Annotated in this window: 25 protein-coding genes; 21 read left to right on the top strand and 4 right to left on the bottom strand. The window is 55.1% G+C overall.

Annotated features, from left to right (window positions below; all coding sequences use genetic code 11):
* The first annotated feature begins 2 nt into the window (after nt 1–2).
* Both ACN08Y_RS00615 and ACN08Y_RS00610 read left to right on the top strand, forming a co-directional pair.
* Nucleotides 3–1,238, top strand: coding sequence for an alpha/beta hydrolase-fold protein (locus ACN08Y_RS00615; RefSeq protein ID WP_419111565.1), 1,236 nt, complete (start codon nt 3–5; stop codon nt 1,236–1,238).
* Nucleotides 1,239–1,425: 187 nt separating this feature from the next.
* A complete protein-coding gene (locus ACN08Y_RS00610) occupies nt 1,426–3,744 on the top strand; it encodes an S-layer homology domain-containing protein (RefSeq protein WP_419111564.1) in 2,319 nt (772 codons plus the stop codon).
* Between the two features lie 73 nt (nt 3,745–3,817).
* Here the strand turns inward: ACN08Y_RS00610 and ACN08Y_RS00605 are convergent, their stop codons facing one another.
* From ACN08Y_RS00605 to ACN08Y_RS00590, 4 genes are read right to left on the bottom strand one after another with little or no spacing between them, the layout of a single operon-like run.
* Nucleotides 3,818–4,501 (bottom strand): 4'-phosphopantetheinyl transferase family protein, encoded by a 684-nt coding sequence (locus tag ACN08Y_RS00605; protein ID WP_419111563.1) that lies wholly within the window; start codon nt 4,499–4,501, stop codon nt 3,818–3,820.
* A gap of 57 nt (nt 4,502–4,558) precedes the next feature.
* Nucleotides 4,559–5,698 (bottom strand): isochorismate synthase, encoded by a 1,140-nt coding sequence (locus ACN08Y_RS00600; protein WP_419111562.1) that lies wholly within the window; start codon nt 5,696–5,698, stop codon nt 4,559–4,561.
* On the bottom strand, nt 5,695–6,489 hold the full coding sequence (locus ACN08Y_RS00595; RefSeq protein ID WP_419099308.1) for an SDR family oxidoreductase: 795 nt from the start codon (nt 6,487–6,489) through the stop codon (nt 5,695–5,697). Before ACN08Y_RS00595 ends, ACN08Y_RS00600 begins: the two co-directional genes overlap by 4 nt.
* A 46-nt stretch (nt 6,490–6,535) precedes the next feature.
* Complete coding sequence (locus tag ACN08Y_RS00590; protein WP_419111561.1) at nt 6,536–7,159, bottom strand: isochorismatase family protein; 624 nt, start codon at nt 7,157–7,159, stop codon at nt 6,536–6,538.
* 217 nt (nt 7,160–7,376) lie between these two features.
* On the opposite strand from ACN08Y_RS00590, the gene ACN08Y_RS00585 reads away from it, so the two are divergent.
* The 19 genes from ACN08Y_RS00585 to rpsM all read left to right on the top strand — a co-directional run bounded on the left by ACN08Y_RS00585 (nt 7,377) and on the right by rpsM (nt 23,722).
* Entirely contained in the window at nt 7,377–9,125 is a 1,749-nt protein-coding gene (locus tag ACN08Y_RS00585; protein ID WP_419104867.1) for a (2,3-dihydroxybenzoyl)adenylate synthase, read from the top strand.
* Nucleotides 9,126–9,290: 165 nt separating this feature from the next.
* The gene (locus tag ACN08Y_RS00580; RefSeq protein WP_419104868.1) at nt 9,291–9,524 is read left to right on the top strand and encodes a phosphopantetheine-binding protein; all 234 of its coding nucleotides are present in this window, start codon (nt 9,291–9,293) and stop codon (nt 9,522–9,524) included.
* Nucleotides 9,514–13,533: an amino acid adenylation domain-containing protein gene (locus ACN08Y_RS00575; RefSeq protein WP_419111560.1), complete on the top strand. Its 4,020-nt coding sequence runs from the start codon at nt 9,514–9,516 to the stop codon at nt 13,531–13,533. Before ACN08Y_RS00580 ends, ACN08Y_RS00575 begins: the two co-directional genes overlap by 11 nt.
* Nucleotides 13,534–13,881: 348 nt before the next feature.
* Nucleotides 13,882–14,253, top strand: coding sequence for a 50S ribosomal protein L14 (gene rplN / locus ACN08Y_RS00570; protein WP_135013742.1), 372 nt, complete (start codon nt 13,882–13,884; stop codon nt 14,251–14,253).
* 3 nt (nt 14,254–14,256) lie between these two features.
* Nucleotides 14,257–14,592 (top strand): 50S ribosomal protein L24, encoded by a 336-nt coding sequence (rplX, locus tag ACN08Y_RS00565; RefSeq protein ID WP_419099312.1) that lies wholly within the window; start codon nt 14,257–14,259, stop codon nt 14,590–14,592.
* The gene (gene rplE, locus ACN08Y_RS00560) at nt 14,592–15,152 is read left to right on the top strand and encodes a 50S ribosomal protein L5 (RefSeq protein WP_135013744.1); all 561 of its coding nucleotides are present in this window, start codon (nt 14,592–14,594) and stop codon (nt 15,150–15,152) included. The genes rplX and rplE overlap by 1 nt, the downstream gene beginning before the upstream one ends.
* 68 nt (nt 15,153–15,220) lie before the next feature.
* On the top strand, nt 15,221–15,619 hold the full coding sequence (gene rpsH, locus ACN08Y_RS00555; protein ID WP_419099313.1) for a 30S ribosomal protein S8: 399 nt from the start codon (nt 15,221–15,223) through the stop codon (nt 15,617–15,619).
* 25 nt (nt 15,620–15,644) lie between these two features.
* Nucleotides 15,645–16,181, top strand: coding sequence for a 50S ribosomal protein L6 (gene rplF / locus ACN08Y_RS00550; RefSeq protein WP_419099314.1), 537 nt, complete (start codon nt 15,645–15,647; stop codon nt 16,179–16,181).
* A 2-nt stretch (nt 16,182–16,183) separates the two neighbouring features.
* Nucleotides 16,184–16,543 carry a 50S ribosomal protein L18 gene (gene rplR / locus ACN08Y_RS00545; RefSeq protein ID WP_419099315.1) on the top strand — a complete coding sequence of 120 codons (360 nt, stop codon included), beginning with the start codon at nt 16,184–16,186 and terminating at the stop codon, nt 16,541–16,543.
* Complete coding sequence (rpsE, locus tag ACN08Y_RS00540) at nt 16,543–17,226, top strand: 30S ribosomal protein S5 (protein WP_419099316.1); 684 nt, start codon at nt 16,543–16,545, stop codon at nt 17,224–17,226. Before rplR ends, rpsE begins: the two co-directional genes overlap by 1 nt.
* The gene (gene rpmD, locus ACN08Y_RS00535; RefSeq protein WP_419111559.1) at nt 17,226–17,435 is read left to right on the top strand and encodes a 50S ribosomal protein L30; all 210 of its coding nucleotides are present in this window, start codon (nt 17,226–17,228) and stop codon (nt 17,433–17,435) included. The genes rpsE and rpmD overlap by 1 nt, the downstream gene beginning before the upstream one ends.
* A gap of 2 nt (nt 17,436–17,437) precedes the next feature.
* Nucleotides 17,438–17,896, top strand: a complete 459-nt coding sequence (gene rplO, locus ACN08Y_RS00530; protein WP_419099318.1) for a 50S ribosomal protein L15 — start codon at nt 17,438–17,440, stop codon at nt 17,894–17,896.
* 289 nt (nt 17,897–18,185) lie between these two features.
* Nucleotides 18,186–19,496 (top strand): preprotein translocase subunit SecY, encoded by a 1,311-nt coding sequence (gene secY / locus ACN08Y_RS00525; protein ID WP_419111558.1) that lies wholly within the window; start codon nt 18,186–18,188, stop codon nt 19,494–19,496.
* Nucleotides 19,493–20,056 carry an adenylate kinase gene (locus ACN08Y_RS00520; protein ID WP_419099320.1) on the top strand — a complete coding sequence of 188 codons (564 nt, stop codon included), beginning with the start codon at nt 19,493–19,495 and terminating at the stop codon, nt 20,054–20,056. The genes secY and ACN08Y_RS00520 overlap by 4 nt, the downstream gene beginning before the upstream one ends.
* Nucleotides 20,057–20,167: 111 nt before the next feature.
* Complete coding sequence (gene map, locus ACN08Y_RS00515) at nt 20,168–21,004, top strand: type I methionyl aminopeptidase (RefSeq protein WP_419099321.1); 837 nt, start codon at nt 20,168–20,170, stop codon at nt 21,002–21,004.
* A 126-nt stretch (nt 21,005–21,130) separates the two neighbouring features.
* Complete coding sequence (rlmN, locus tag ACN08Y_RS00510; RefSeq protein WP_419111557.1) at nt 21,131–22,312, top strand: 23S rRNA (adenine(2503)-C(2))-methyltransferase RlmN; 1,182 nt, start codon at nt 21,131–21,133, stop codon at nt 22,310–22,312.
* A 409-nt stretch (nt 22,313–22,721) separates the two neighbouring features.
* Nucleotides 22,722–22,943: a translation initiation factor IF-1 gene (gene infA, locus ACN08Y_RS00505; RefSeq protein ID WP_083090737.1), complete on the top strand. Its 222-nt coding sequence runs from the start codon at nt 22,722–22,724 to the stop codon at nt 22,941–22,943.
* A gap of 140 nt (nt 22,944–23,083) precedes the next feature.
* Entirely contained in the window at nt 23,084–23,197 is a 114-nt protein-coding gene (rpmJ, locus tag ACN08Y_RS00500; RefSeq protein ID WP_004005257.1) for a 50S ribosomal protein L36, read from the top strand.
* Nucleotides 23,198–23,353: 156 nt separating this feature from the next.
* On the top strand, nt 23,354–23,722 hold the full coding sequence (gene rpsM / locus ACN08Y_RS00495; protein ID WP_237202258.1) for a 30S ribosomal protein S13: 369 nt from the start codon (nt 23,354–23,356) through the stop codon (nt 23,720–23,722).
* Nucleotides 23,723–23,731: the final 9 nt, after the last annotated feature.

Here is a 23,731-nt window from a genome sequence, read left to right as displayed (position 1 = left end):
CCATGAAGAGTCATCCCACTCCGCCCAAGATACCCCGTCCTCTGCCAGCACCGCGGGTCAGCTCGCCCTTGCTAGGTGCCCTCCTGGACCGGTTAGGGCCAGCAGATACTGCAAGCCTGAATCATGAGCTTGAAGCGCTGACGGCTCAAGGAACACCTCTGGTAGAGACACCTCCTGCCGAAGCCACAGCAGCTGATGAACAGATAGTTACCTTCCTGTACAAGCACCCTTCTGCTCAGCGAGTGCTGATCTTTATCAATCGCTTGACCGATGAACGGAATCTAGCTGATTCTCTGATGGAACCGGTGGGCCAGTCATCATACTTTGCCATTAGCTTTCGTATGAAGAAGGATTGGCGGGCCTCCTATTGTTTTATCGTTCAGGAGCTTGATCATGCAGCTCCTTGGGAAGCTGCTTTCAATCAGTGGCAGCTCCGGCAGGCTCTGGATGAAGGGGTTACTGATCCCCACAACCCCCTACGCTGTCTAAATAGTCGTGGCCGGGAACTCTCGGTTGTACAACTAGAGCAGGCGCCCTTACAACCCTACCTCTCTGACTCCCAGCCGCATGAGTCTGCCTGGTTGAGGACCAGTGGAGGCCGTCAATATTTTCTATGTAGGTTGGGCCAACTTGAGCCCGGATCGCCTATTGTCTGCCTTCTGGATGGGGAACAATGGTTGTCTATGGGGCTTAAGGGAATGCTGATGGCAGCCCACCAGGATAAGTACCTGCCCTCCTGCCTGTTCATTTTTGTCCACTCAGGGGGGCGGGAGCAACGTTGGCAAGAGCAGGCCGGTGATTTCCCATTTGCTGACTTCCTGGCTGATGAGTTACTTGTTGAGGCACTTGAAGGCACAGCACAGAAACTGGGGGAGCAAGAGATTGTCGTGGTGGGCCAGTCCCTAGGTGGCCTTTCTGCGCTTTTGGCGGTACTTAAACGCCCTGATGTTTTCACTGCGGCATGCGCCCAGTCGGCCTCGCTCTGGCAGGAGATAGCCTTTAGTCAGCTGGAGGATGCCAGTCAAGACCAAGCCCTTTCTCCTAGACATCGCTTATTCCTTGAGGTGGGGGAGCAAGAGTGGGTGCTATTACCAGCCCACGAACGTTTTGTCACTCGTGCCCGTGAACTGGGTGTCATGGTGGACTATCAGACCTATAACGGAGGGCATGATTATGCCTGCTGGCGAGGTTCGCTGATCCCGGCTTTGCGCCGCCTGCTCCATGAAGGGTTGAAATAGTACAGTATTTTCTTTCCTAATTCAATCAGGATTAAAAGGTTACCCTGATTTTTAAATCAGGTTGAAATAAGTTAGAAATTAGGTAATCCTTAATTGGGGCTCGACGGGTGAAGAATGCCAAACTCGATGCCCTGTCAATGCACAGTACATGAGGCCTCCGGCCTTAGTCTCCTAAGGAGAAAATCTTATGAACAGCCCCCACCCCAAGCGCACCCTAAGCTCAGCCCTGGTTGGAGTGTGCGCCCTGAGCCTTTTGGGCTCTTCCTTTATGGTGCCCGCACAGGCAGCCGATGCCCCCGCCCGTGATATCAGCGTACAGGCCCAGCAAACCGCCGGTATCCCCGGTCAGTACCAGGCATCCTACTCCGCCAAGAACAACAAGATGTGGGTCACCGGCTCATTCGGCCGTAATATGACCGTTTCATCTTTGGCGCGAGTCAATCCTGAAACCATGAAAATTGAAGCAGTCGCCGAGCTTCCGACCGTCCGCTTTGGTAGCGGTAAGAGCTCAGGCTACAGCTACATGGGCGTTTACGGCGTAGCGGTAGACGATGTCAACAACAAGGTTTGGGTAACCAATACTCGTAACGACTCGATTTCTGTCTACGACCAGGACAGCATGGAGCTGGTCTGGACCAGCTACGACTATTTTGCGACCGACACTGACGTTGAGCACCCCCGGTCAATCATTATTGATAACAAGCGCAATAAGGCCTATGTCACCGGTCGCTACAATGTTTGGTCGATTGATTTGACCTCACACGAGGTCAAGAACCTGGCCATCAAGCCAGAAAGTGATGTCCGCGTTCTGACCATGAACCCCACCATCGATGAGACGACCGGTAAGCTCTACGTTCCTGAGCGCTCTAGCGGTACTGTTCAGATTGTAGACCTGGACACTTTCAGCCTGGAATCTGAATTTACTGTTCACGCAGATGACCCTGCAGCAGACACCCTGCCTTCAGCGGTTGCTATCGATCACTCTCTGAATGAAATCTTCATCTCCTCCCAGGGCAAGGACGGCGCTAACTCTGGCGTGACTGTTTACGATCTAAACACTCACGAATACAAGAAGAGCATCCCCTTCGGTACTCGTTCACTGGGTATTGTCAACGACGAGGACCGTGACCTGGTCTACGTAGCTGACTTCGGTCAGGGATCAGTGGGTGTTATTGACGCGGCCGCCGGTCAGCTGGTTGCCGAAGTTAACACCGGTGACTCCAAGACTAACGACCTAGCTATGGCTGCCGACGGTTCTGTCTTCGCCGTTGATAAGAACCCCTACAAGACCGGCCTGAGCGTTCCTTTTGCTCTTGACTTCGCTACCGGCCAGAATGCCCCCGGCACAACCACTCTTTCCAAGGGTAAGCAAGTCGACATTGAGGTCAACTCCTTTACTCGCCTGACTGTTGACGCCAAGGATGCCACACTGCCCGAGGCAGAAAAGTCAACTGAGACCACCGACGGTGTCACCGTGACCGGTGTTAAGGCTGTACAGGAAGGCCAGGCTCTAGAATTTAGTGGAACCGGTTGGACCACCGAAGACGGCAAGGGCTCTGTCATTGTTGCAAAGCTGGATGACGGTGGTGTCAGCGTCAATGAGCCGGTCAAGAACCCCGTAACCGGCGACCCCATTAAGAACAAGACCGTCTACGGTGCAGTTGCCGCAGATGAGCAGGGTAATTGGACTCTCACCATGCCCTTCCCCACTCAGGACAATTCAAGTGTTGAGCCTCAGGAATGGGCAGCTGGCACTGAGCACAACGTGCGCTTCCTGACCGGGTCAATGGCTGAGAATGACAAGCGCCGGGCTGTAGGTTTCAAGTTTACTGTTGCAGCACCGCAGGCTACTACCCCTGTCAGCCCCAAGAAGATCGACCCTGCCCAGGTGGATTTCCAGGGCTACCCTGAGCTGACTAAGACCACAGATCAAGACTTCGTCACTGTGATCTTCAAGGACGTGCCGGAATCCCTCATGTTCCAGCAGGAGATTATGTGGGTTGCTGAGCACGGTGTAGCCAAGGGCTGGCCTGATAATACCTATAGGCCTTTTGAAAACATCGAACGTGGAGCTATGGCAGCCTACATGTACCGCCTGGCTGGCTCACCCCGCTACCACGCACCCGAGGTATCACCCTTTAGCGATGTTTCCACCGACCACCCCTTCTACAAGGAGATCGCCTGGTTGCAGCAGGCCGGAATCACCACCGGCTGGCCCGATGGGACCTTCCGTCCTAGTGAAAGCATCAACCGTGATGCTATGGCCGCTTTCTTCTACCGGGCTGCTGGTTCACCCGACTACACCCCCTCAGGTGATGGTGCCTTCAAGGATGTCCAGTCAAGCACTGCATTCTACAAGGAGATTTCCTGGCTCAAGGACCAGGGTATTACCACCGGCTGGCCCGATGAGACCTTCCGCCCGCTGACCCCCATCAAGCGCGATGCTATGGCAGCTTTCGTCTACCGCTACCAGGACAAGCTAGATGTGGAAGCATCTGCTAAGTAGTAGACACTTGCTCTAAGGCAGGACTCCTTACACTTCTGGCCCCTCCACATCCCGGTGGAGGGGCCAGAAGTTTTTAGAGGCAGCTATCAAGGGTAGCCAGGGAGCAAAGAGGGCCCTGCCCCGAATCTATGCTTATCATGTCCAGTCCGGGCGGTTGCTGGTCAGGATATTCCCAGCCTAGGTAGTCTAGGCTCAGAGAACGGGCCAAGCCCTGCCCCCGGGCTTTGAGGTAGGCTTCCTTCCTGGTCCACAGCCAGGTTAATCTTTCGGTGAGTTCGGCCCCGGAAAGGTCCCCCAGCTCTTCCTTTTCTGCGGGGTGTAAATAGGGTAGGAGCCAGTCACCTGCTCTGCTAGTGGCCAGACATTCCAGATCTACTCCGACAGGGGTGTGGGCCTGCCGAGCTAGGGCAATGGCAAGCCACTGGTTGCTGTGAGAGAGTGAAAAGCTAGCTCCGGGGCACAGGGGCTTGCCCCAGGGGCCATAGCTAATCTCTACCTGACCGGGGCTTAGGCCCAAAGGCTGACAAAGGCTAAGCCGCAGGAGTATCCGGGTGAGCGCCCAGTGCTTGCCACGACAGCCCTGGGGGTCTAAAAGGTCCAGTCTGCTGGCTTTTTCCTGTTCGGCCTGTGCCAATGAAGTCCAAAAGCTTTCCAGGCCGGGGTGGTTGGCTGTGCACCAAAAATCAAGCCGGTAGATACTGACCTGGGCCCTGGTGAAGTGATAGCTCCGGTAGGGCTTAAGAGGAAAAGGTCGCAAGAGATGGCACCTAGTCTGGTGGGCTAAAAACAGACCTTGTGGCGGACAAACCAGCGCCTAGCTCTTGGCCGCGGGCACACTGTCCTTGAGGGCTGCAAGAACCGTTTGCATTTTTGCCTGGGTCTCGGCTAGTTCTTTGGCAGGATCAGAGCCGGAGACAATACCGGCTCCAGCAAAAACATTAACCTTAGACGAGACTCTTTGCAGGCAACGAAGCACCAGCGACCAGCGCCCGTTACCCTGACTATCTGCCCAGCCCACAATCCCACTGTAGTAGCCTCTTGGGTAAGACTCCAGCTGGCTAATGCGGTGCTGAGCGAGAGCTTGGGGAGCACCACAAACTGCTGGGGTTGGGTGAAGCGAAGCTGCTAGATCTAGCGAGCTAATACCTGGAGGGACCTGAGCCCTAATAGGAGTACCAAGGTGCCACATTGAATCCGTAGACATGACCTCAGGGCCACTGGGCCTAGAAATCTCTATTCCATCAAAAAGCTCAAGTTGCTTGAGGATGTGCTCCACTACCAGGGAATGTTCAAAGAGGTCCTTGGGGGAGTGGAGCAAAATCTTTTGAGCCTCTTGCAGATCTTTGGCCTGATGGGCTGCAATTGATCCAGCCAAGGGATGGGTAGTGAAACTTCCCGAGTTTAAATCGACCAGGACTTCTGGGGAAGCACCAATCCATGTTTCATGGCCTGATAGGGGGATACGGAAGACGTCGGCGTGAGGATTGTTCCGGTACAAACGGTCAAAGACAAGGTGATCGAATGCCGCTATATTCTCTGGGGCAGTAGCTAGGTCGAGGGTTTTTTTCCAGGAAAGAACAATCTTTTGATAATCTCCTGAGCTAATCTCGGTCAGTGCTTCCTCTACAGCCTGCCGGAAGCTCAGAGCACTTGCCCTATTAATCTGGTTGTCATCCTCAGTGGCAAGTATGAAATCCAGGTCTGGCTCAGGAACAGATACAGTTTTCTGGTGGGGAGTAAAGGAATAATCTGTGCTGTGAATGAGCGTGGAGGGGCTTTTCGGATCAAAGGGAATGATGCCGCAAATGATTGCGTCCTGATCACCGTAGGTAGAGAAAAGATCATCTAATGAACATTGAGCCAGGGGTAGGCTTAGACAGGTACCTGATGGGACGCTGAGATGTTTACCTTGGCTTACAAAGTCGAAGAGCGGGAGCTTATTTTTAGCATTCATCGTTGTGTAGCACCTCCATCGGCGGTCAACTCGGCAAGTGTGATGTGGGAGGAAGCTGATGAGAGTAAAAAGTGTACTACTGAAGCGATTTCCTCGGGCCGAGCAATTTTTTTGAGAGGAATGCCATTTCTATAATGCTCTGGTGAACCAGCAATTGTTTCTTGACTCAAATCCTGTCCCTGCCATATGGGCTCTAGCATGGGTGTGAGCGTTGTTCCAGGGCATATGACATTCGCCCGGATGCCGTACTGGCCGATTTCTAGGCCCAGAGAACGGGTGTAATGGGAGGCAAAAGCCTTGCTGGCCCCATAGGCGCTAAAGAGGGATCGTGGGCCGGTAGCTGCATTGGAGGCAAGCGTTACGATTGAGCGCTGTCGATAGAGACTGGGATCCTGATTGTCAGCTACCATGTGGCGGGCTGCCGCATTAGAGGTGTTGAAGACTCCTAGAGCATTGACAGCTAGAACTTTTTCAAGGTCTTGTGCACTACATTCTAAGGCCGGCCCATGGTGAAGCAACCCTGCGGCATTGACCAATCCCAGGATGGTGTAGCTTTCGTTGATCTGAGAAAATATTTTATCAATGCTTTCAGCCTGGGATACATCTGCCTGAATTGTGATAACTCCAGCGCCCTCAGATAGTTTTTTATCTCCTGCCTCCAGGCTAAGCCCTATGAGTGTGCAGTCCTTAAACTCGGGGCTTTGGGCGAGTATATCTAGGGTGGCAGATCCTATTCCTCCACTAGAACCAGTCACGATGATGCAGGGCGGACGAGATGATTGGGCAGTCATAGCGGTTCTTACGAAGTCCTTAGGTAGGGTCGGGCGGGGGCTGTGGTCAGCTCTTGAGAATTCTTGCGCTCTGGATGGTTTGCCCACACCGCTGAGCTACGTAGGAGAGGGCCATCAGGTGCTCTTCCCGGGAGAAATCAGCTTGGGCATCGCCGATAAAGAAGACCTTGTAGCCCTTCATGAAGGCTGTAAGCGCTGTTGTGAGGCACCCGATATGTGAGTATATCCCGGTAATCCAGAGTTGATCTTTGCCGTAGTTGCGCAGCCGATGATCAAGGTCGGTTCGGTAGAAGGCACAGTAGCGCCACTTGGTCAGCACCGTATCCTCTGGTTTTGGGGCTAACTGCTGGATGATCTGTGCTCCCTGGACAGATTGCATGCCTGAACCCCAAAAATCATTGAGTAACTGCCTATCTTGGGGTTGCTGAGCGGGGGGCTGAGCGGTGTATATCAGGGGCATATCTTCTTGCCGGGCAAACTGGCTGAGTAGGTCAATGTTGCCAATTGCCCGCTTAATTTGGCTTTCAGGGTGGGGATCGAAAGCATCCACGAAGTGGTTCTGCATATCGTGAACCAGCAAGGCTGCTCGGCTGGGGTCGGGGAGCCATTCTGTGCTGTTGGTTGGAAAGGCATCAGTATCGAGCGTATAGCTGGCGATCCTGGGAAGCATATTTAGGCTATCCTAATTCTCTGATAAGGCAAACATGATATTTTTATGAAGACCACCTTAAAATTAGCTGATATATGCCTTGCTTGCAAACAAGGTTGCCCTGGTATTCTTGCTAAGGTTAGGGAAGGCTGAGCTGTAGCGTAATCTGCGGCTATCAGTTCCTGAGCTAGTCAGATCTAGCTAGGATAAACCAATGAACTGTTTGGGATGAGAGTGTATGAGCCATAGAGACCTTGCTAGCCCCTTTGATGAGCTCAAGCCGGTTACTAGGAGCCCCCTAGAATTCCAGGGTTTTGTCCCCGAGGAGCGGCTCAAGGACTATTACCTCAAAGGCTACTATCAGCCTCAAACCATAGCTCAGTTCCTGCAAGAGAGCCTGAGTAAGTACGCTGATCAGCCCGCGGCCATTGGTCTAACTCATCAGAGTCAGGGTGAGGGCTCCGGCTCCCAGGAACAAAAATGGACCTACAAACAGTTGGCCGCACAAGCGGAGCTAGCCGCTCAGCGTCTGCAGTCTCTGGGGGCTAGAAAGGGCGATAGGGTTCTGCTGCAACTTCCGAACTGTCTGGAGTTTCTCTCCTACATGGTGGGTTCTTTTCAGCTGGGTCTTGTCCCTGTTTTCTGCCTTCCTAAGCACAGGGAACGCGAGCTAGAGCATTTTGCGCGACAGGTGGATCCTGCAATCCATATCTTTGCCCAGGGCGCCGAAAACTGCGACTATTGGTCCCTTTACCGGGCATACTCGCAGCGCATGCTAGCAGCAGATCTAAGGCCCCCTCTGGCCTTGGACATTACCGAGCCGGGGCAAGGACTTGAACCCCAGGCGGGGTTGCCTGGGTGTCCAGATGCAGAGGAGACAGCGGATAAGTGCGCGAAACCCTGGGAATCGGTAGCGCTCTTTCAGCTTTCGGGGGGCACTACCGGCAGGTCCAAGATGATTCCCCGAACCCATATGGACTACCTCTACTCCGTGCGAGAGTCAGCCCATATTTGCCAGCTAAGTCCCCAGACCAAAATGCTGGTTGTGCTACCAGCTGCCCACAATTTCACTATGAGTTCGCCAGGCATACTGGGGGTTTTATACTCGGGCGGAACCCTTATTATGGCCGGTGATCCAAGCCCTCAAACCGCATTTGGCCTGATCCAGCGGCACGGTGCAACCATGGCCTCTCTGGTCCCGGCACTTGCCAGGGCTTGGGCTTTACTGGCTGAAAGAGGCGGGCTGTCCTTTCCAAGCCTAGAGTTGGTTCAGGTCGGTGGGGCAAAATTTAGCCCCAGCGCTGCCCGCCATCTGGTTGAGGTTCTGGGTGTCAAACTGCAACAAGTCTTTGGCATGGCTGAAGGGCTAGTCAATTACACGCGTTTGGATGATCCCCTGGAGATAGTATTGACCACCCAGGGAAGACCAATCAGCCCCGATGACGAGATTCTGATCCTTGATGACCAGGACAAGATCCTTCCAGCAGGTCAAGCCGGGCACCTTCTAACTAGAGGTCCCTACACGATTGGTGCCTACTACCGGGAGGAAAAAGCCAATAGGGAGAGTTTTACCGACCAGGGCTTCTACAGGACTGGTGACCTGGTAGTAGCCCACCCGAGCGGCCATCTAGAGGTAGTGGGCAGAGCTAAAGATCAGATAAATCGCGCCGGCGAAAAAATCTCGGTTGATGAGATCGAAGATTTTGCCTTGCAGCTCCCTGCAGTCCAGGATGCAGTAGCAGTTGGGCTACCTGATCCAGATGTTGGTGAGCGTATCTGTTTAGTGCTCTTGGCAGGCGACCTCAAGGCTTTCGGGCCCAGCCCCCTAGATTATGTTCGTCGTGCCTACCGTCAAGCGGGTTTTGCTACCTATAAGTTGCCTGAGAGGGTTGAGCTTCTGAGCCAATTCCCCTTGACCAAGGTGGGAAAGATTTCCCGCAAGGAACTTAGAGAGCGCATCGGAAAAATCATCAGTAGCCCCCAGTAAAAACAGTTACCGGAGCAAAACAGGAAGAGGGAAATTTGCTAGTTGGCCAAGAGGTGCTCTGCCCAGGTAAGGGTCCTCGTGCCCACCTCCTCTGAGCGCCAATAGAGTTCCCGGCCTTCCTGCGCCCTTGAAATATTAACAGCTAATCATAGAAAGGTTACCCTCATGACCCAAGAAGAACTCCTGGAACTGCTCCACAAGCAGATGGGAGACAAGCTAAATCAGGCAAGTATCAAAGAACAGCCGCAGGCAGACCTCTTGGAGGCCGGTTTGGACTCTATGGGGGTCTTTTTCCTGCTCGATGACCTGGCCCAAAAGGGGTACCAGCTTGAATTTACCGACTTTATAGCTCAGCCAACCTTGGCTTACCTCATGGAGGCGACGCAGGGTGAGAGCTGAGCGGTGGCATGACCTACCTGCCTCAATGGTCGGCATCTACTGCGCCACGGCGGCAGAACCGCAGAATCCCAGATACAACACCGCTGAGCTCATTGAAATCAGTGGTAGCTTGGACTACCAGGTTTTGGAAGCAGCCCTGCATGATGCTTATTCTGAACATGAGGCTTTAGGGGCAGAGTTTTGCCAGGAAGAGATAAAACAAGCCCCCCAGGGTTTAAAAAGTAAACAGGGCACTCCTCAGTGGAGAGCGCGGACTACACCTGAGGATCAAGAGCAGAGAGAGCTTATAGAGCGCTGCCGCTTACCAGAACAGCAGAATCAGTTTGAGGCAGTCAGCCAGTGGTGTTATCAGCGAGCTCAGCAACCCCTAGACGTGTTTAACGGTAAGGGGGTAGATGCTGTACTCATCGAGATGGGTCAGAGAACCTGGCTCTACCACGCAGCCCATCACCTGATAGCTGACGGCTATGCCGTGCACACACTTTTGGGCCGCTGGGCCCAACTGTACCGGGAAGGTCTGCACGGGCAGAGCACAGTCGGTAAGCGCTCATCGCTAGCGGAATTGGCTATTCAGAGCCAAGAACAAGCTGATCGGGCACTCCAAGATAGGCAGGCCTGGATCAAGAAACTGGCAGAAGAGGATCTCAGCGCCGATACCTCAGTTGCCCAGGCCACGGCACCGGCAAGCTTCAGGCCTTACCGCTCACGCCACACTGTCAGCCAGCAGCTCCAGGCTAGCCTCCTTAAAGCCAGTAAGGATTTCGGGGTGGGTTGGTCTCAGCTACTGACCGCTGCTTTAGGCTCTTATCTAGCCAGGGCAGCTCGGAGCGAGGTGAGCCGCCTTGCGGTGCCTCTGATGAACCGTACCCTTGCCGGTTCCAAGGCTAGCGCGCTTACCCTTTGTAGTGCTGTCAACCTCCTGCCTCTTGCGGTCCCAGCGAGCGGTGATGTTAAGGAGCATGCCCAGAAAGTTGCTCAGGAAATGGCCTTTGCCCAGGGGCACCCCCTGGCACGCTATGAGGACCTGGAAAGAATAACTGCTAGTAGGGGTCGTCTGACCGGGGCTCAGATCAATATTGTTCCTTTTGAATCAGCGCTCGATTTTGGTGGTGGCACCACAGGCCGGATCCATAATCTGCTTGCAGGGCCGGTTGAGAATATAACTGTCTGCCTAAGGGGAATGCCAAGACCCGGGGCGGACTTAAGCCTGGAAGTAGACTGTAACCCAGCTCTCTACAGCCTGGAAGAAAGTCACTTGCATGGTGAGCGTATCCTTAGCTGGCTTGAACAGTACGCTCAGCTGTGTGGGCGTGGAGGTGAGCTCGATCAATTAAAGCAGGCAACGGCCAGTGAAAGAACTGCCCTGGAAGAGTTTAACAGGACCGCCCATGATGTGAACTACCAGCCCTTGGCTGCCCGTTTTCTTGAATTTAGCCGGCGACAGCCAGAAGATTTTGCGGTCATTGAGGCGGCCCCCTATGATTCCTACGGCTCCTCTGAGACCGAATTTGGTCACCGTACTTTGACCTACCAGCAGCTAGCGGACCTGAGCCTTCGCTACGCAGGGGCTCTCCAAAGCTACGGTGTCAGCAGGCAGGATACCGTTGGCTTGCGGGTTGAGCGTGGCCTGGAGCAGTTCATCTTGCTTTATGCTCTCTTGCATCTGGGGGCAGTTTACCTCCCCCTGGACCCGGCCCTACCCGCTGGTAGGATCAGCTCCATGTGCCAGGACGCCCAAGCCAGTCTTATCTGCCAGGGACCTGGCGTGGCCCCTTTGGAAGGGCAAATGGTACCTGAGCTGGTGAGCTGGCAAGAGCTCACCGAACGAGCAGTAGCTTTAGGCCCGGAAGAACTGATAGAGGCAGGGGCGGGCAGTAGCCTTCAAGCTCATGAAAATATTTACGCCCTCTTTACCTCTGGCTCTACCGGCCGCCCCAAGGGAGTCATCACCAGCGCGGGAGCTCTAGCCAACCGGCTTGCCTGGCAACAAGACCTGCTCAGGCTGGAGGAAGGTGAGCGGGTACTGCATAAGACCCCAATCTCTTTTGACGTGCATATCTGGGAACTCTATTGGCCTCTGACTCAGGGGGCCACTGTAGTGGTTGCTGCCCCTGGCGGGCATAGAGACCCCCAGTACCTAGCCGGTATCTTGGAGCAAGGCGGTGCCGACCTTGTGCATTTTGTTCCCAGCATGCTAGCAGCCTATCTGGATTCTCTGGCACTCCTGGATAGCCCTCAAGCCGGCAAGCAAGGCCCTAGAGCTTTTATTTGCTCTGGTGAGCAGCTCCCAGCTTCAAGTGTCCTGCAGGTTCATAGGCGTTATCAGGCTCCGGTCCATAACTTTTACGGCCCGACCGAAGCAGCTATTGATGTGACAGCTTTTTCTGCTTTGCCCGGGAGTTCATACAGCCAGGTGCCTATTGGCAGACCGGTGTGGAATACCGGCCTCTCTATCCGCGACCTGGCCGGGCAAGAGTGCCCCCCTGGGGTAGTGGGGGAATTGCACCTGCACGGTGTGCAGGTGGCAAGCGGCTATCTGCAAAGACCGGAGCTAAGTCAGGCCTCTTTCTACCTGGACTGCGCCGGAGAGCCTTCCTACCGCACCGGAGACCTTGCCTACTGGGATAGCCAGGGCAATGTTTACTACCGGGGCAGGGCAGATAACCAGGTCAAGATCAGGGGCCAACGGGTGGATCTAGGCGAGATTGAGACGGTGCTGGCAGGACACCCGAATGTCTCTAATGTTGCTGTTCTCTACCTCCCCGAACGCCTTGATACCCTGGTGGCTTTTGTGGAACTGAGGCAGGGGTGCACGGATACCAACCCTGCTGATTACGCGGCCTACACCGGCCAAGAGCTCCCCGATTATATGATTCCCAACCAGTGGATCTTTGGCCAAGAATTGCCTTTGACCCCTAACGGCAAGATAGATCGTAAATCCCTGCGAAACTATTACCTTGAGCAGGCCGAGCACGGTCAGCCGTCACCGACGATTAGTCATCAGGTCAAGAGCCTTCTGGAGGAAGAAATCTGTGCTATTTATAGCACCCTACTGGGCTTCCAGGCTGGCCCCGATACTGATTTTTTTGCGCAGGGCGGTAATTCACTAGCAGCCTTAAACCTCTTGGCAAGCCTTGAGCGACAGACAGGGAAGAAAGGCTCATTCTCGCAAATCTTTACAAACCCCACCCCCCGCCTACTTGCCCAAGCCTTGGAGAGCAACGAAGCTGATGACTTCGTACCGCTTTTGAGCCTACGTCAGAGCCAGGACAGAGAGCAGAAAAACCATATTGTTTTTGTCCCCCCGGCTGGCGGGCTGGGCTGGTGCTATCACACCTACCTGCCCTATCTACCTGTCCGAAAGCCAATCTGGGCCCTGCAAGCAGCGGCCTACAGAGACCCGCAGGCCCCTGCTGCCGGCAGTATTGAACAACTAGCTAGAGACTATATTGGGGTGCTTCATGAGGCCGGTATAGAACTAGAAGGGCTCACCCTACTGGGCTGGTCACTGGGCGGGATGGTAGCCCAGGAGATGGTCTACCAGCTAGAGCAGGCGGCTCTGGCACCTGGGCGGCTTATCCTCCTCGATGCCTACCCGCAGGAACTGTGGCGTAGGCAGAAGCCACCAACAGAAGATCAAAAATGGCAGGCTTTAGTCCGAATGGGCGGTCTAGAAACTGCAGAAACAGGTCTCACCAGAAGCAGGGTAGTTGAACTACTTGAGGGAACCAATACAGCGCTGGGATCCTTGGGGGATGCTGAACTGAACGTCTGTATCGACCAGGTCCACAGGGCCATGGAACTCGTTCGTTTGGGGGATCCTTCTCCTATCGTTACTTCTACTACTCTCTTATCAGCTCTGCGCTCCCAGGAGAAGGGGCTAGAGCCGGAAAGCTGGGCTAGATACTGCGCTAACTATGGGTGGGTTCAGGTTGCCCAAGAACATGTTGACTTGGTCAAACCCCAAAGCTTCGGTGGAGTCTTGCAAAAAATTTTCGACCAGGCTTGAGTGAAGGAGTGCAGGCTGACTACAGCCTAAATCACTCGCACTGCCCTAAGTGCGGGCTGTTCAGTGCTGATTAACTGTGGTAAAGTTGATAACCTATGTGGCTACCTATAGCTACATAACCACGGTTTCTTTCGTGCCACAGCATAATGCCGCTCACACAGCGGGGTTCGCCCGCTCACCACGCGGGTCCAGATGCTCGGGGCATGACTGATTCCTAGGCGTGTCCGCCAACTCTCTACCCTGTTTCAGGTATGAGAGACCGGCGCGTCAACATCCCGTAGAAATGTTCCGCAAGGCTGGCTCGCAACCTATACCGCGTGTCGGAACCGGCGAGACGACAGGAGAAATATGATTCAGCAGGAGTCACGACTCAAGGTTGCTGACAACACCGGTGCGAAGGAAATCCTAACCATCCGTGTTCTCGGCGGCTCAAAGCGTCGTTACGCAGGCATTGGCGACATCATCGTCGCAACCGTCAAGGACGCAATCCCCGGCGGTACCGTAAAGAAGGGCGACGTTGTTAAGGCAGTTGTCGTCCGCACCAAGAAGGAAGTTCGTCGTCCCGACGGCTCCTACATCAAGTTCGACGAGAATTCAGCAGTAATTCTCAAGAACACCGATGGTGACCCCCGTGGCACCCGTATCTTCGGACCTGTTGGCCGCGAACTGCGCGACAAGAAGTTCATGAAGATCATTTCACTTGCTCCGGAGGTGCTCTAACTCATGGCTAAAATCAAGTCTGGTGACCTGGTACAGGTTATTTCAGGTGCAGATAAGGGTAAGCAGGGCAAGGTTCTTAAGGTATTCCCTAAGACCGAGCGCGTGCTGGTTGAAGGCGTAAAAATCATCACCAAGCACAACAAGGCTAACCCCATGACCGGCGAAGCTGGTGGCATCGAAAAGGTTGAGGCTCCGATTCACGTTTCTAACGTTGCAATCGTTGATCCCGAGACCAAGAAGCCGACCCGCGTTGGTTACCGCCTCGAGACCGTAGAGCGCAATGGCAAGGAGCGCACTGTTCGCGTTCGCGTTGCCAAGAGCTCGGGTAAGGACATCTAATGACCGAAGCAAAGATTACCCCTCGTTTCAAGACGAAGTTCAACGAAGTAGTCACCCCCGCCCTGCAAGAAGAGTTCAAGTACGAGAACGTCATGCAGGCACCGAAGATCGTTAAGGTCGTCGTTAACATGGGTGTTGGTGAAGCTGCCAAGGACGCGAAGCTCATGGATGGTGCTATCCGCGACCTCACCGCAATCACCGGTCAGAAGCCTCTCGTTACCCGCGCGAAGAAGTCCATCGCACAGTTCAAGCTGCGCGAAGGCCAGCCCATCGGTGCGCACGTCACTCTCCGTGGCGACCGCATGTGGGAATTCCTCGACCGCCTGGTCACCCTGGCTCTTCCCCGTATCCGCGACTTCCGCGGCCTCTCGGATCGCCAGTTCGACGGTAACGGTAACTACACCTTCGGTTTGACCGAACAGTCAATGTTCCACGAAATCGACCAGGATTCCATTGACCGTGTACGCGGCATGGACATCACCGTGGTTACCACCGCAAAGACCGACGATGAAGGCCGTGCGCTTCTCAAAGCACTCGGTTTCCCGTTCAAGACTCAGTAACGACTACGTTATAGGTCCGCACCTGTACTCAGGTGAGGAAACCATAACGAGGAAGGGCCTAGCCCACCATGACTATGACAGATCCTGTCGCAGATATGCTGACCCGTTTGCGCAACGCAAACTCAGCACATCACGACTCCGTTTCAATGCCTTACTCTAAGCTGAAGGCTCGCATCGCCGAGATCCTCAAAGCTGAAGGCTACATCGCTGACTTCAAGGAAGAGGAAGCACGAGTCGGTAAGACTCTGACCCTCGAACTGAAATTCGGCCCCTCACGCGAGCGTTCCATTGTTGGCGTTCGCCGTATTTCCAAGCCGGGTCTGCGTGTATACGCAAAGTCCACCAACCTTCCTCAGGTACACGGTGGCCTCGGTATCGCAATCCTGTCAACCTCTTCAGGTCTGCTTACTGACAAGCAGGCTGCGAAGAAGGGTGTTGGCGGCGAAGTCGTCGCTTACATCTGGTAGTCGGTAAGAAGAGAAAGGAAGAAGAATGTCACGTATTGGACGTCTCCCCATCTCGGTTCCTGCCGGCGTTGAGGTAAAAATCGACGGCAACCTTGTTGCCGTTAAGGGTTCAAAGGGCGAGCTGACTCACGAAGTCGCAGCCCCCATCGAGGTCACTCTCGAAGACGGTGTACTCACCGTCACCCGCCCGAACGATGAGCGCGATTCACGCTCTCTGCACGGCCTGACCCGCACCCTGATTCAGAACATGATCATCGGTGTCACCGAAGGCTACACCAAGAAGCTCGAAATCGTTGGTACCGGTTACCGTGTAACCGCAAAGGGTTCCGACCTCGAGTTCGCACTTGGCTACTCACACCCCATCACCGTTAAGGCACCTGAAGGTATCTCATTCGCTGTTGAGGGCGCTAACAAGCTGACCGTTTCCGGTATCAGCAAGCAGCAGGTTGGCCAGGTTGCAGCTAACATTCGCGGTCTGCGTAAGCCCGATCCCTACAAGGGTAAGGGTGTTCGCTACGAAGGCGAGCAGATCCGTCGCAAGGTCGGAAAGGCTGGTAAGTAACAATGGCTGTAAAGACTAAGTCAGCACAGCGCGCACGCCGTCACGCACGCGTTCGCAAGTACGTTTCAGGTACCGCAGCACGTCCTCGTCTGTCTGTTACCCGCTCAGCTCGTCACATGTTCGTTCAGGTCATTGACGACACCAAGGGCGTAACCCTTGCATCAGCATCCACCATGGAAGCTGAGCTGCGCGCCGCAGAGCTAGACAAGACCGCTAAGGCAAAGCGCGTGGGCGAACTCGTCGCCGAGCGTGCCAAGGCGGCAGGCATCGAGGCAGTTGTCTTCGACCGCGGTGGTAACAAGTACCACGGCCGTGTCGCAGCAGTTGCAGAAGGCGCACGCGAAGGAGGTCTGGCACTCTAATGAGCGAGCAGACTGTAAATGAAAAGGAAACTCAGGTGACTGAAGCAAGCGCAGAAGCTACCGCTGAAACTTCCGAGAAGCGCGAAGCCCGCCGTAACGAGCGTGGCGACCGCCGCGGTAACCGTGGTGATCGCCGTGGCAACCGCGGCCGCGAAGAAGAGAAGGACAAGTTCATCGAGCGCGTTGTCACCATCAACCGCGTCTCCAAGGTCGTCAAGGGTGGTCGTCGCTTCAGCTTCACCGCACTTGTCGTTGTTGGTGACGGTAACGGTATGGTTGGCGTCGGCTACGGTAAGGCTAAGGAAGTTCCCGCCGCCATCTCTAAGGGTGTTGAAGAAGCTAAGAAGAACTTCTTCCGCGTACCCCGTATTGAAGGCCGCACTATTCCTCACCGCGTTCAGGGTGAAGCAGCAGCAGGCGTAGTTATGCTCCGCCCCGCTACCGCTGGTACCGGTATTATCGCTGGTGGTCCCGTTCGTGCCGTACTTGAGGCAGCAGGCATCCACGATGTTCTGTCCAAGTCACTCGGTTCCTCGAACCAGATCAACATTGTCCACGCGACCATCGATGCACTGCGTCAGCTCGAAGAGCCCGTTGCAGTTGCAGCACGCCGTGGTCTTCCCCAGGACGAGGTTATCCCCGGCTTCTTGCGTGTCGCTCAGTCTGAAAAGGCAGGTGCCTAATGTCCGGCAAGCGTATTCAGCCCAGCGATGCAAAGCTGGAAATCACCCAGATCAAGTCCTACGTTGGCGAAAAGCAGAACATGCGCGACACCCTTCGTTCCTTGGGCCTCAAGCGCCCCGGTAACATGGTTGTTCGCACTGCTGACCCCGTCACCTGCGGCATGGTCAACACCGTAGCTCACCTGGTTCAGGTTGAGGAGGTCAAGTAAAGATGGCAGTAGAAAATAACGACGCTATCAAGATTCACGATCTGCGCCCGGCTCCGGGTGCCCATAAGGCAAAGACCCGCGTAGGCCGCGGTGAAGGCTCAAAGGGTAAGACCGCAGGTCGCGGTACCAAGGGTACCAAGGCTCGTTACCAGGTCCGTGCGGGCTTTGAAGGTGGTCAGCTTCCGCTGCACATGCGCCTTCCCAAGCTCCGCGGCTTCAAGAACCCCTTCCGTACCGAGTACCAGGTTGTTAACCTGGACCGTATTGCGGAACTGTTCCCTCAGGGCGGCGACATCACCGTTGACGCACTGGTAGCAGCTGGCGCCGTTCGCAAGAACGAGCTGGTTAAGGTTCTGGGTACCGGCGAAGTTTCAGTAGCCTACAAGGTAACCGTTGATAAGGTTTCCGAATCAGCTAAGGCTAAGATCGAAGCTGCTGGCGGTTCTGTAACCGTCAAGTAGTCTTTGGACTCACCGGGTTAACCGGTAGGGCTCCTCTCACGTCACCGTGAGGGGAGCCCTTCTTTTGATGCCATCTACAGGGGCCGGTCTCATCTGCTGGAAAGCTGGGGTGGGGGAGTGAAGCCAGAATATCAACACTGAAAAGCCTGGGTATAGGGCTGGCCACACAGTGTGACCGCGAAATAATTAAGATTAAGCGCTAAACTGTAGAAGATTGTGTAAAAGCTCCGTCTTCTGGCTTCGGCCAGGAAAGAAGGGCTACCAAAACTTTTGTCTCACAGGAGGACATGTGCTGACCGCTTTCGGACGGGCCTTTAAGACGCCTGACCTGCGTAACAAGCTGCTGTTCACCCTGGGAATTATCGTGATTTACCGGTTGGGCGTCTTTATCCCCGCCCCCGGTGTTTCCTACGGAAACGTCCAGCAGTGCCTCAATACCATCACCGCAAGCGGTGGTATCTACGACATGATTAACCTCTTTAGCGGTGGCGCGCTGCTTCAGCTCTCGATTTTTGCCCTGGGTGTTATGCCATACATTACCGCCAGTATTATTGTGCAGCTGCTGCGCGTGGTGATTCCCCGGTTCCAGCAACTCCATGAGGAAGGCGCGCAGGGGCAGACTAAACTCACCCAGTACACTCGCTATCTGACTATCTTGCTGGCTCTGCTGAACGCCACAACCATCGTTTCACTGGCTCGTTCGGGCATGCTGCTGCAAGGGTGCGCCCTGCCGGTAATTCCCGAGGACGGTTTTCTCAACATTCTTCTGATTATCACCACCCTGACAGCCGGTACCGGCGTCGTCATGTGGCTGGGCGAACAGATCACCGAGAAGGGCGTGGGTAACGGTATGTCCCTGCTGATCTTTACATCTATTGCTGCTTCCTTCCCCGGTGCATTTGGCGCTATTTTACAGGCGCAAGGTTGGGGCATCTTCTCAGCTGTCATTGCAGTTGGCCTGGTCCTGATCGTTGCTGTGGTCTTTGTAGAACAGTCCCAGCGTCGTATCCCGGTTCAGTATGCTAAGCGTATGATTGGTCGCCGCACTATCGGGGGAACAACCACCTATATTCCCCTTAAAGTCAATATGGCCGGTGTTATCCCCATCATCTTTGCATCATCCATGCTGATGGTTCCCGGTTTGCTCGCTCAGTTCAATACTCCTTCCGATGGCTCTGCACCACCGGAATGGGTCAACTGGGTCAAGGCCAACCTAACCATGGGGGACAAACCGCTTTACATGGTTCTCTACTTCCTGATGATCCTTGGCTTCGCCTATTTCTATGTCTCAATCACCTTTGACACCGAGGAAGTAGCAGACAATATGAAGAAGTACGGCGGCTTCATTCCCGGTATCCGTGCAGGCCGACCAACCCAGGAGTACCTGAGCTACGTCCTGAATCGCATCACTCTACCGGGCGCTATCTATGTAGCATTCTTGGCCTTGATTCCACTGATTGCATTTGTGCTCTTTGGTGCCAACCAAAATTTCCCGCTCGGCGGTGCCTCACTGCTGATCGTTATCGGCGTTGGTCTTGATACTATCAAGCAGATCGACGCCCAGCTCCAACAACGCAACTACGAAGGACTGCTCCGATGAACCGCTTGCTCATCATCGGCCCTCCCGGTGCCGGCAAAGGCACTCAGGCCGTCAAAATCGCTGAAAAACTGAACATTCCCGCTATCTCTACCGGCGACATCTTCCGCAAGAATATTAAGGAAGCTACCGACCTGGGCCAAGAAGCAAAGAGCTACATTGACTCAGGCAACCTGGTTCCAGACTCGGTAACCAACCGTATGGTACGCGCTCGTCTGGCTGAAGACGATACCGCCCAGGGCTTCCTGCTGGACGGCTACCCCCGAAATACCGCTCAGGTTGCTGAACTCGACTCAATTCTTGCTGACATGGGCCAGAAAATTGACCGTGTTCTGCTCCTGGTTGCAGATAACGACGAACTGGTTCAGCGTCTGCTGGGTCGGGCCGCTAAAGAAGGTCGCTCAGATGATAACGAAGAGGTCATCCGCCACCGCCTGAAGGTCTACCAAGAAGAAACAGCTCCGCTGCTTGAAATCTACACCGAGCGTCAGCTGGTTTCAGAAGTCAACGGTTTGGGCGAGATCGATGAGGTTACCGCCCGCATCATGGATGCTCTTAAGTAGAGCTTACCGACCCACCTGTGCCCCCGGTCATTGCGGGGGCACAGCACTTTAACGCACACTGGTGTAGCCTTGGCATTTACCACAAGCCCCATACAGCCCTGAAAGAGACACATGCGCCGCATAGAGTACAAAACCGACCGTCAACTAGCTGAGATGGCCCGAGCCGGTGTTATCACCTCCCGCGCCTTAGATGCTGCCGTTGCCGCAGCCCTACCCGGTGTGACCACCGCAGAGCTTGACCGGGTCTTCCGGAAGGTACTCGCCGAACACGGGGCTGGGTCTAACTTCCTGGGCTACTACGACTACCCGGCAACTATCTGTACCTCCGTCAACGACCAAGTGGTCCACGGGATCCCCGGTGACCGGGTCTTAGCTGAAGGTGACATTATCTCTATTGACGGTGGCGCAACCGTTCAGGACGACCGTGGAACCACCTGGCACGGCGACTCCGCCCGAACCGTGCTGGTCGGGAAAACCGTATCCGATGCCCGCCGCGAGCTCTCCGAGATCACCCGCGCGGCTCTCTGGCAGGGCATTGCCGCTGCCGCAAGAGCCAAAAAAGTCGGTGAAATTGGTTTCGCCATTGAAAACTTTGTCCGCCAAGAAACCGGCGACAAGTACGGGATCATCGAAGACTTTGTAGGCCACGGAATTGGCACTTCCATGCACATGGCCCCAGACGTACTCAATTACGCCGCTCGTGACCTGGGCCCCCGCCTCAAAAAAGGAATGGCCCTAGCGATTGAGCCCATGCTGGTCACCGGCGGCATTGAAACCGTCACCCTCGAAGATGACTGGACCATCAAAACTCTTGATGGGGGAGATGCCTGCCAATGGGAGCACTCCGTGGCGATCCACTCAGACGGTATTTGGGTCCTTACCGCCGAAGACGGCGGAGCCTCCGAACTCTCCAAGCTCGGTGTTACGGTAAAGCCCATTCCTGCCTAAGAATTCATCCCGAAGGCGCGGCACCCTCAGAACCTTTGGATTACCCGCCGCTCCGGCCATCAGAAACGAACCATTTCACCGGGGAAAGGCCGCTAGCCCCCACCCCTCACCGAAAGCATAGACTTTATGACTGAAACGATTAGCGTCCCCCTGGAAATCTCCAGCGCCAGACCAGAGCCGGGGCAAATCATCCTCAAGGCCCCTCGCCGCGGCAAGCCCCCGCGCCACATCGCTGACTTCGACATGGCAGGCCGCCGCGCCTTTCTGGAAGAACTGGGCTACAAGCCCTTCCGCGCCGCCCAACTCTCCAAGCACTACTTTGAACGCCTGGTTACTGACCCCGAGCAGATGACCGACCTACCCGCCGCCGAACGCAATACAATGGTCGCAGAAGCCATGCCCCAGCTTCTGACCACCGTGCGTACTCTCGAAGCAGATGGCGGTGACACCCTCAAAGTAGTTCACCGCCTCTTTGACGGAGCACTGGTCGAGTCTGTGATCATGCGCTACGAAAACCGCGTTACCATGTGTATCTCATCGCAGGCAGGCTGCGGTATGAACTGCCCCTTCTGCGCCACCGGCCAGCAGGGTCTCACCCGCAACCTTTCCACCGCCGAAATCGTGGAGCAGGTTGTAGCCGGTGCCCGTTACCTGAAAAAAATGAAGGGCCTTGAAGAGGCCGAAGGCGGATCCGAAAACACCCGCCCCCTGCGCGTCTCCAACATCGTCTTCATGGGCATGGGCGAAGCCCTCGCCAACTATAAGGCAACCATGGGGGCCGTTCACCGCCTCATCGATCCGGCCCCCGAAGGCCTAGGAATCTCAGCACGGGGCATCACCATGTCTACCGTTGGACTAGTCCCCGGTATCCGCAAATTTGAACTCGAAAAACTCCCCATCACCCTGGCGCTGTCTCTGCACGCCCCAGATGATGAACTTCGTGATGAACTGATCCCCATCAACCAGCGCTGGAAAGTCGACGAAACCCTCGACGCGGCCTACGACTACTACCGGACCACCGGCCGCCGTATCTCCATCGAGTACGCACTTATTCGCGACATCAACGACCAGGGCTGGCGCGCGGACCTCCTCGGTAAGAAACTGGCCCAGCGCGGCCGGGGCTGGGTCCACGTCAACCCCATCCCCCTCAACCCCACCCCCGGCTCCAAATGGACAGCCTCACGCAAGGGCGTTGAACAGAACTTTGTTGAGCGCCTCCGCGCCCATGGGATTCCCACCACCGTGCGCGACACACGCGGTAGCGATATCGACGGAGCATGCGGCCAGCTAGCCGCCAAAGAGGACTAAGAGTATATAAGTTCCTCTTTTTGCTTGTGCGCCCCGTCTGCCCCCTAAACGCCAGCCCAAGCCAGCAGACGGGGCAGGCCACCAGCAGAATAAATCCCAGCCAGCATAGGAGTATGCCCAAGCTAATAAGTTGAAGGCATACGGGGACTGTTCCTCCATCATCTTGTGTCCGCTTCACGCAAGAACCGCAACAGCAACAAAGCCCCAGCGAGTTAATGTGAACCTCATTATGTTTTGAGGAAACCGTTAACTTTCTGGGGCATTTGCCGTATATTAGATTGTTGGTTGTCTGTGCCAAGCGTTTGCGCGCATGCGGAGCCAAGCTCACCCCTTGAGAACAAGCCCCGAACGCAGAAAAAATACTACCAACTGCCCACACAAAAATGGGCACGAACGTAAAGCGGAGGATATGGCCAAGAAAGACGGCGTCATCGAGATCGAAGGTACCGTGGTCGAAGCACTGCCCAACGCATCATTCCGCGTTGAGCTGGACAACGGACACAAAGTACTGGCACACATCTCAGGCAAGATGCGTCAGCACTACATTCGAATCCTGCCTGAGGACCGAGTAGTAGTGGAGCTGAGCCCCTACGACCTCTCACGCGGTCGTATCGTCTACCGCTACAAGTAAACACAAAGGCAAACGTCGCACTATGCGGCGTTTACGCCGTGTAAAAGGGGTAAACAGTTCTACCACCGGGCAACCGGACACAGAACCTCTTACCCCGCCCGTCCAAAGCATTAGCTGAAACATCAACGCAAAGGAATGCGATGAAGGTCAAGCCGAGCGTTAAGCCGATCTGCGACAAGTGCAAAGTGATCCGCCGTCACGGTGTGGTCATGGTGATCTGCGAAAACCCGCGCCACAAGCAGCGCCAGGGCTAACACCCAGGACAGCTGAGAAAAGTCCACCCTCACCGGTGGCAGACAGAAAATGGCACCGCTCCTGAGCAATCAGGATACCCTCGGGCACAGAGGCCGGGGACCGGAACAACCGGGCAGTGATGTCACAGACCTCTGCGAAAACAAGGAGAACGCCCCATGGCACGTCTCGCTGGAGTCGATATTCCCCGCGAAAAGCGCGTGGAAATTGCTCTTACTTACATCTACGGCGTGGGCAAGACCCGTGCAAAAGAAGCGCTAGCTGCAACCGGTGTTGACCCCAACACCCGCGTCAAGGACCTTGACGACTCACAGCTCGTAGCACTTCGTGACTTCATCGAAGGCAACTACAAGGTTGAAGGTGACCTTCGCCGCGAGGTTGCTGCTGATATCCGCCGCAAGGTAGAAATCGGTAGCTACCAGGGTCTGCGTCACCGCCGTGGCCTTCCCGTACACGGCCAGCGCACCAAGACCAACGCTCGTACCCGCAAGGGCCCCAAGCGTACCGTCGCCGGTAAGAAGAAGTAAACAGTGTTG

The organism is Rothia sp. P5764 (assembly GCF_048512965.1).
GTDB lineage: Bacteria > Actinomycetota > Actinomycetes > Actinomycetales > Micrococcaceae > Rothia.
The sequence above is the reverse complement of the archived record's forward strand: the minus strand, read 5'-3'. Positions and strand labels throughout refer to the sequence as shown.

Excerpts from the sequence above, each read along its gene's own strand:
- ACN08Y_RS00615 (WP_419111565.1), top strand. The coding sequence starts at position 3 with ATGAAGAGTCATCCCACTCCGCCCAAGATACCCCGTCCTCTGCCAGCA.
- ACN08Y_RS00610 (WP_419111564.1), top strand. The coding sequence starts at position 1,426 with ATGAACAGCCCCCACCCCAAGCGCACCCTAAGCTCAGCCCTGGTTGGA.
- ACN08Y_RS00600 (WP_419111562.1), bottom strand. The coding sequence starts at position 5,698 with ATGAATGCTAAAAATAAGCTCCCGCTCTTCGACTTTGTAAGCCAAGGT.
- ACN08Y_RS00595 (WP_419099308.1), bottom strand. The coding sequence starts at position 6,489 with ATGACTGCCCAATCATCTCGTCCGCCCTGCATCATCGTGACTGGTTCT.
- ACN08Y_RS00590 (WP_419111561.1), bottom strand. The coding sequence starts at position 7,159 with ATGCTTCCCAGGATCGCCAGCTATACGCTCGATACTGATGCCTTTCCA.
- ACN08Y_RS00585 (WP_419104867.1), top strand. The coding sequence starts at position 7,377 with ATGAGCCATAGAGACCTTGCTAGCCCCTTTGATGAGCTCAAGCCGGTT.
- ACN08Y_RS00580 (WP_419104868.1), top strand. The coding sequence starts at position 9,291 with ATGACCCAAGAAGAACTCCTGGAACTGCTCCACAAGCAGATGGGAGAC.
- rplN (WP_135013742.1), top strand. The coding sequence starts at position 13,882 with ATGATTCAGCAGGAGTCACGACTCAAGGTTGCTGACAACACCGGTGCG.
- rplX (WP_419099312.1), top strand. The coding sequence starts at position 14,257 with ATGGCTAAAATCAAGTCTGGTGACCTGGTACAGGTTATTTCAGGTGCA.
- rplE (WP_135013744.1), top strand. The coding sequence starts at position 14,592 with ATGACCGAAGCAAAGATTACCCCTCGTTTCAAGACGAAGTTCAACGAA.
- rpsH (WP_419099313.1), top strand. The coding sequence starts at position 15,221 with ATGACTATGACAGATCCTGTCGCAGATATGCTGACCCGTTTGCGCAAC.
- rplF (WP_419099314.1), top strand. The coding sequence starts at position 15,645 with ATGTCACGTATTGGACGTCTCCCCATCTCGGTTCCTGCCGGCGTTGAG.
- rplR (WP_419099315.1), top strand. The coding sequence starts at position 16,184 with ATGGCTGTAAAGACTAAGTCAGCACAGCGCGCACGCCGTCACGCACGC.
- rpsE (WP_419099316.1), top strand. The coding sequence starts at position 16,543 with ATGAGCGAGCAGACTGTAAATGAAAAGGAAACTCAGGTGACTGAAGCA.
- rpmD (WP_419111559.1), top strand. The coding sequence starts at position 17,226 with ATGTCCGGCAAGCGTATTCAGCCCAGCGATGCAAAGCTGGAAATCACC.
- rplO (WP_419099318.1), top strand. The coding sequence starts at position 17,438 with ATGGCAGTAGAAAATAACGACGCTATCAAGATTCACGATCTGCGCCCG.
- ACN08Y_RS00520 (WP_419099320.1), top strand. The coding sequence starts at position 19,493 with ATGAACCGCTTGCTCATCATCGGCCCTCCCGGTGCCGGCAAAGGCACT.
- map (WP_419099321.1), top strand. The coding sequence starts at position 20,168 with ATGCGCCGCATAGAGTACAAAACCGACCGTCAACTAGCTGAGATGGCC.
- rlmN (WP_419111557.1), top strand. The coding sequence starts at position 21,131 with ATGACTGAAACGATTAGCGTCCCCCTGGAAATCTCCAGCGCCAGACCA.
- infA (WP_083090737.1), top strand. The coding sequence starts at position 22,722 with ATGGCCAAGAAAGACGGCGTCATCGAGATCGAAGGTACCGTGGTCGAA.
- rpmJ (WP_004005257.1), top strand. The coding sequence starts at position 23,084 with ATGAAGGTCAAGCCGAGCGTTAAGCCGATCTGCGACAAGTGCAAAGTG.
- rpsM (WP_237202258.1), top strand. The coding sequence starts at position 23,354 with ATGGCACGTCTCGCTGGAGTCGATATTCCCCGCGAAAAGCGCGTGGAA.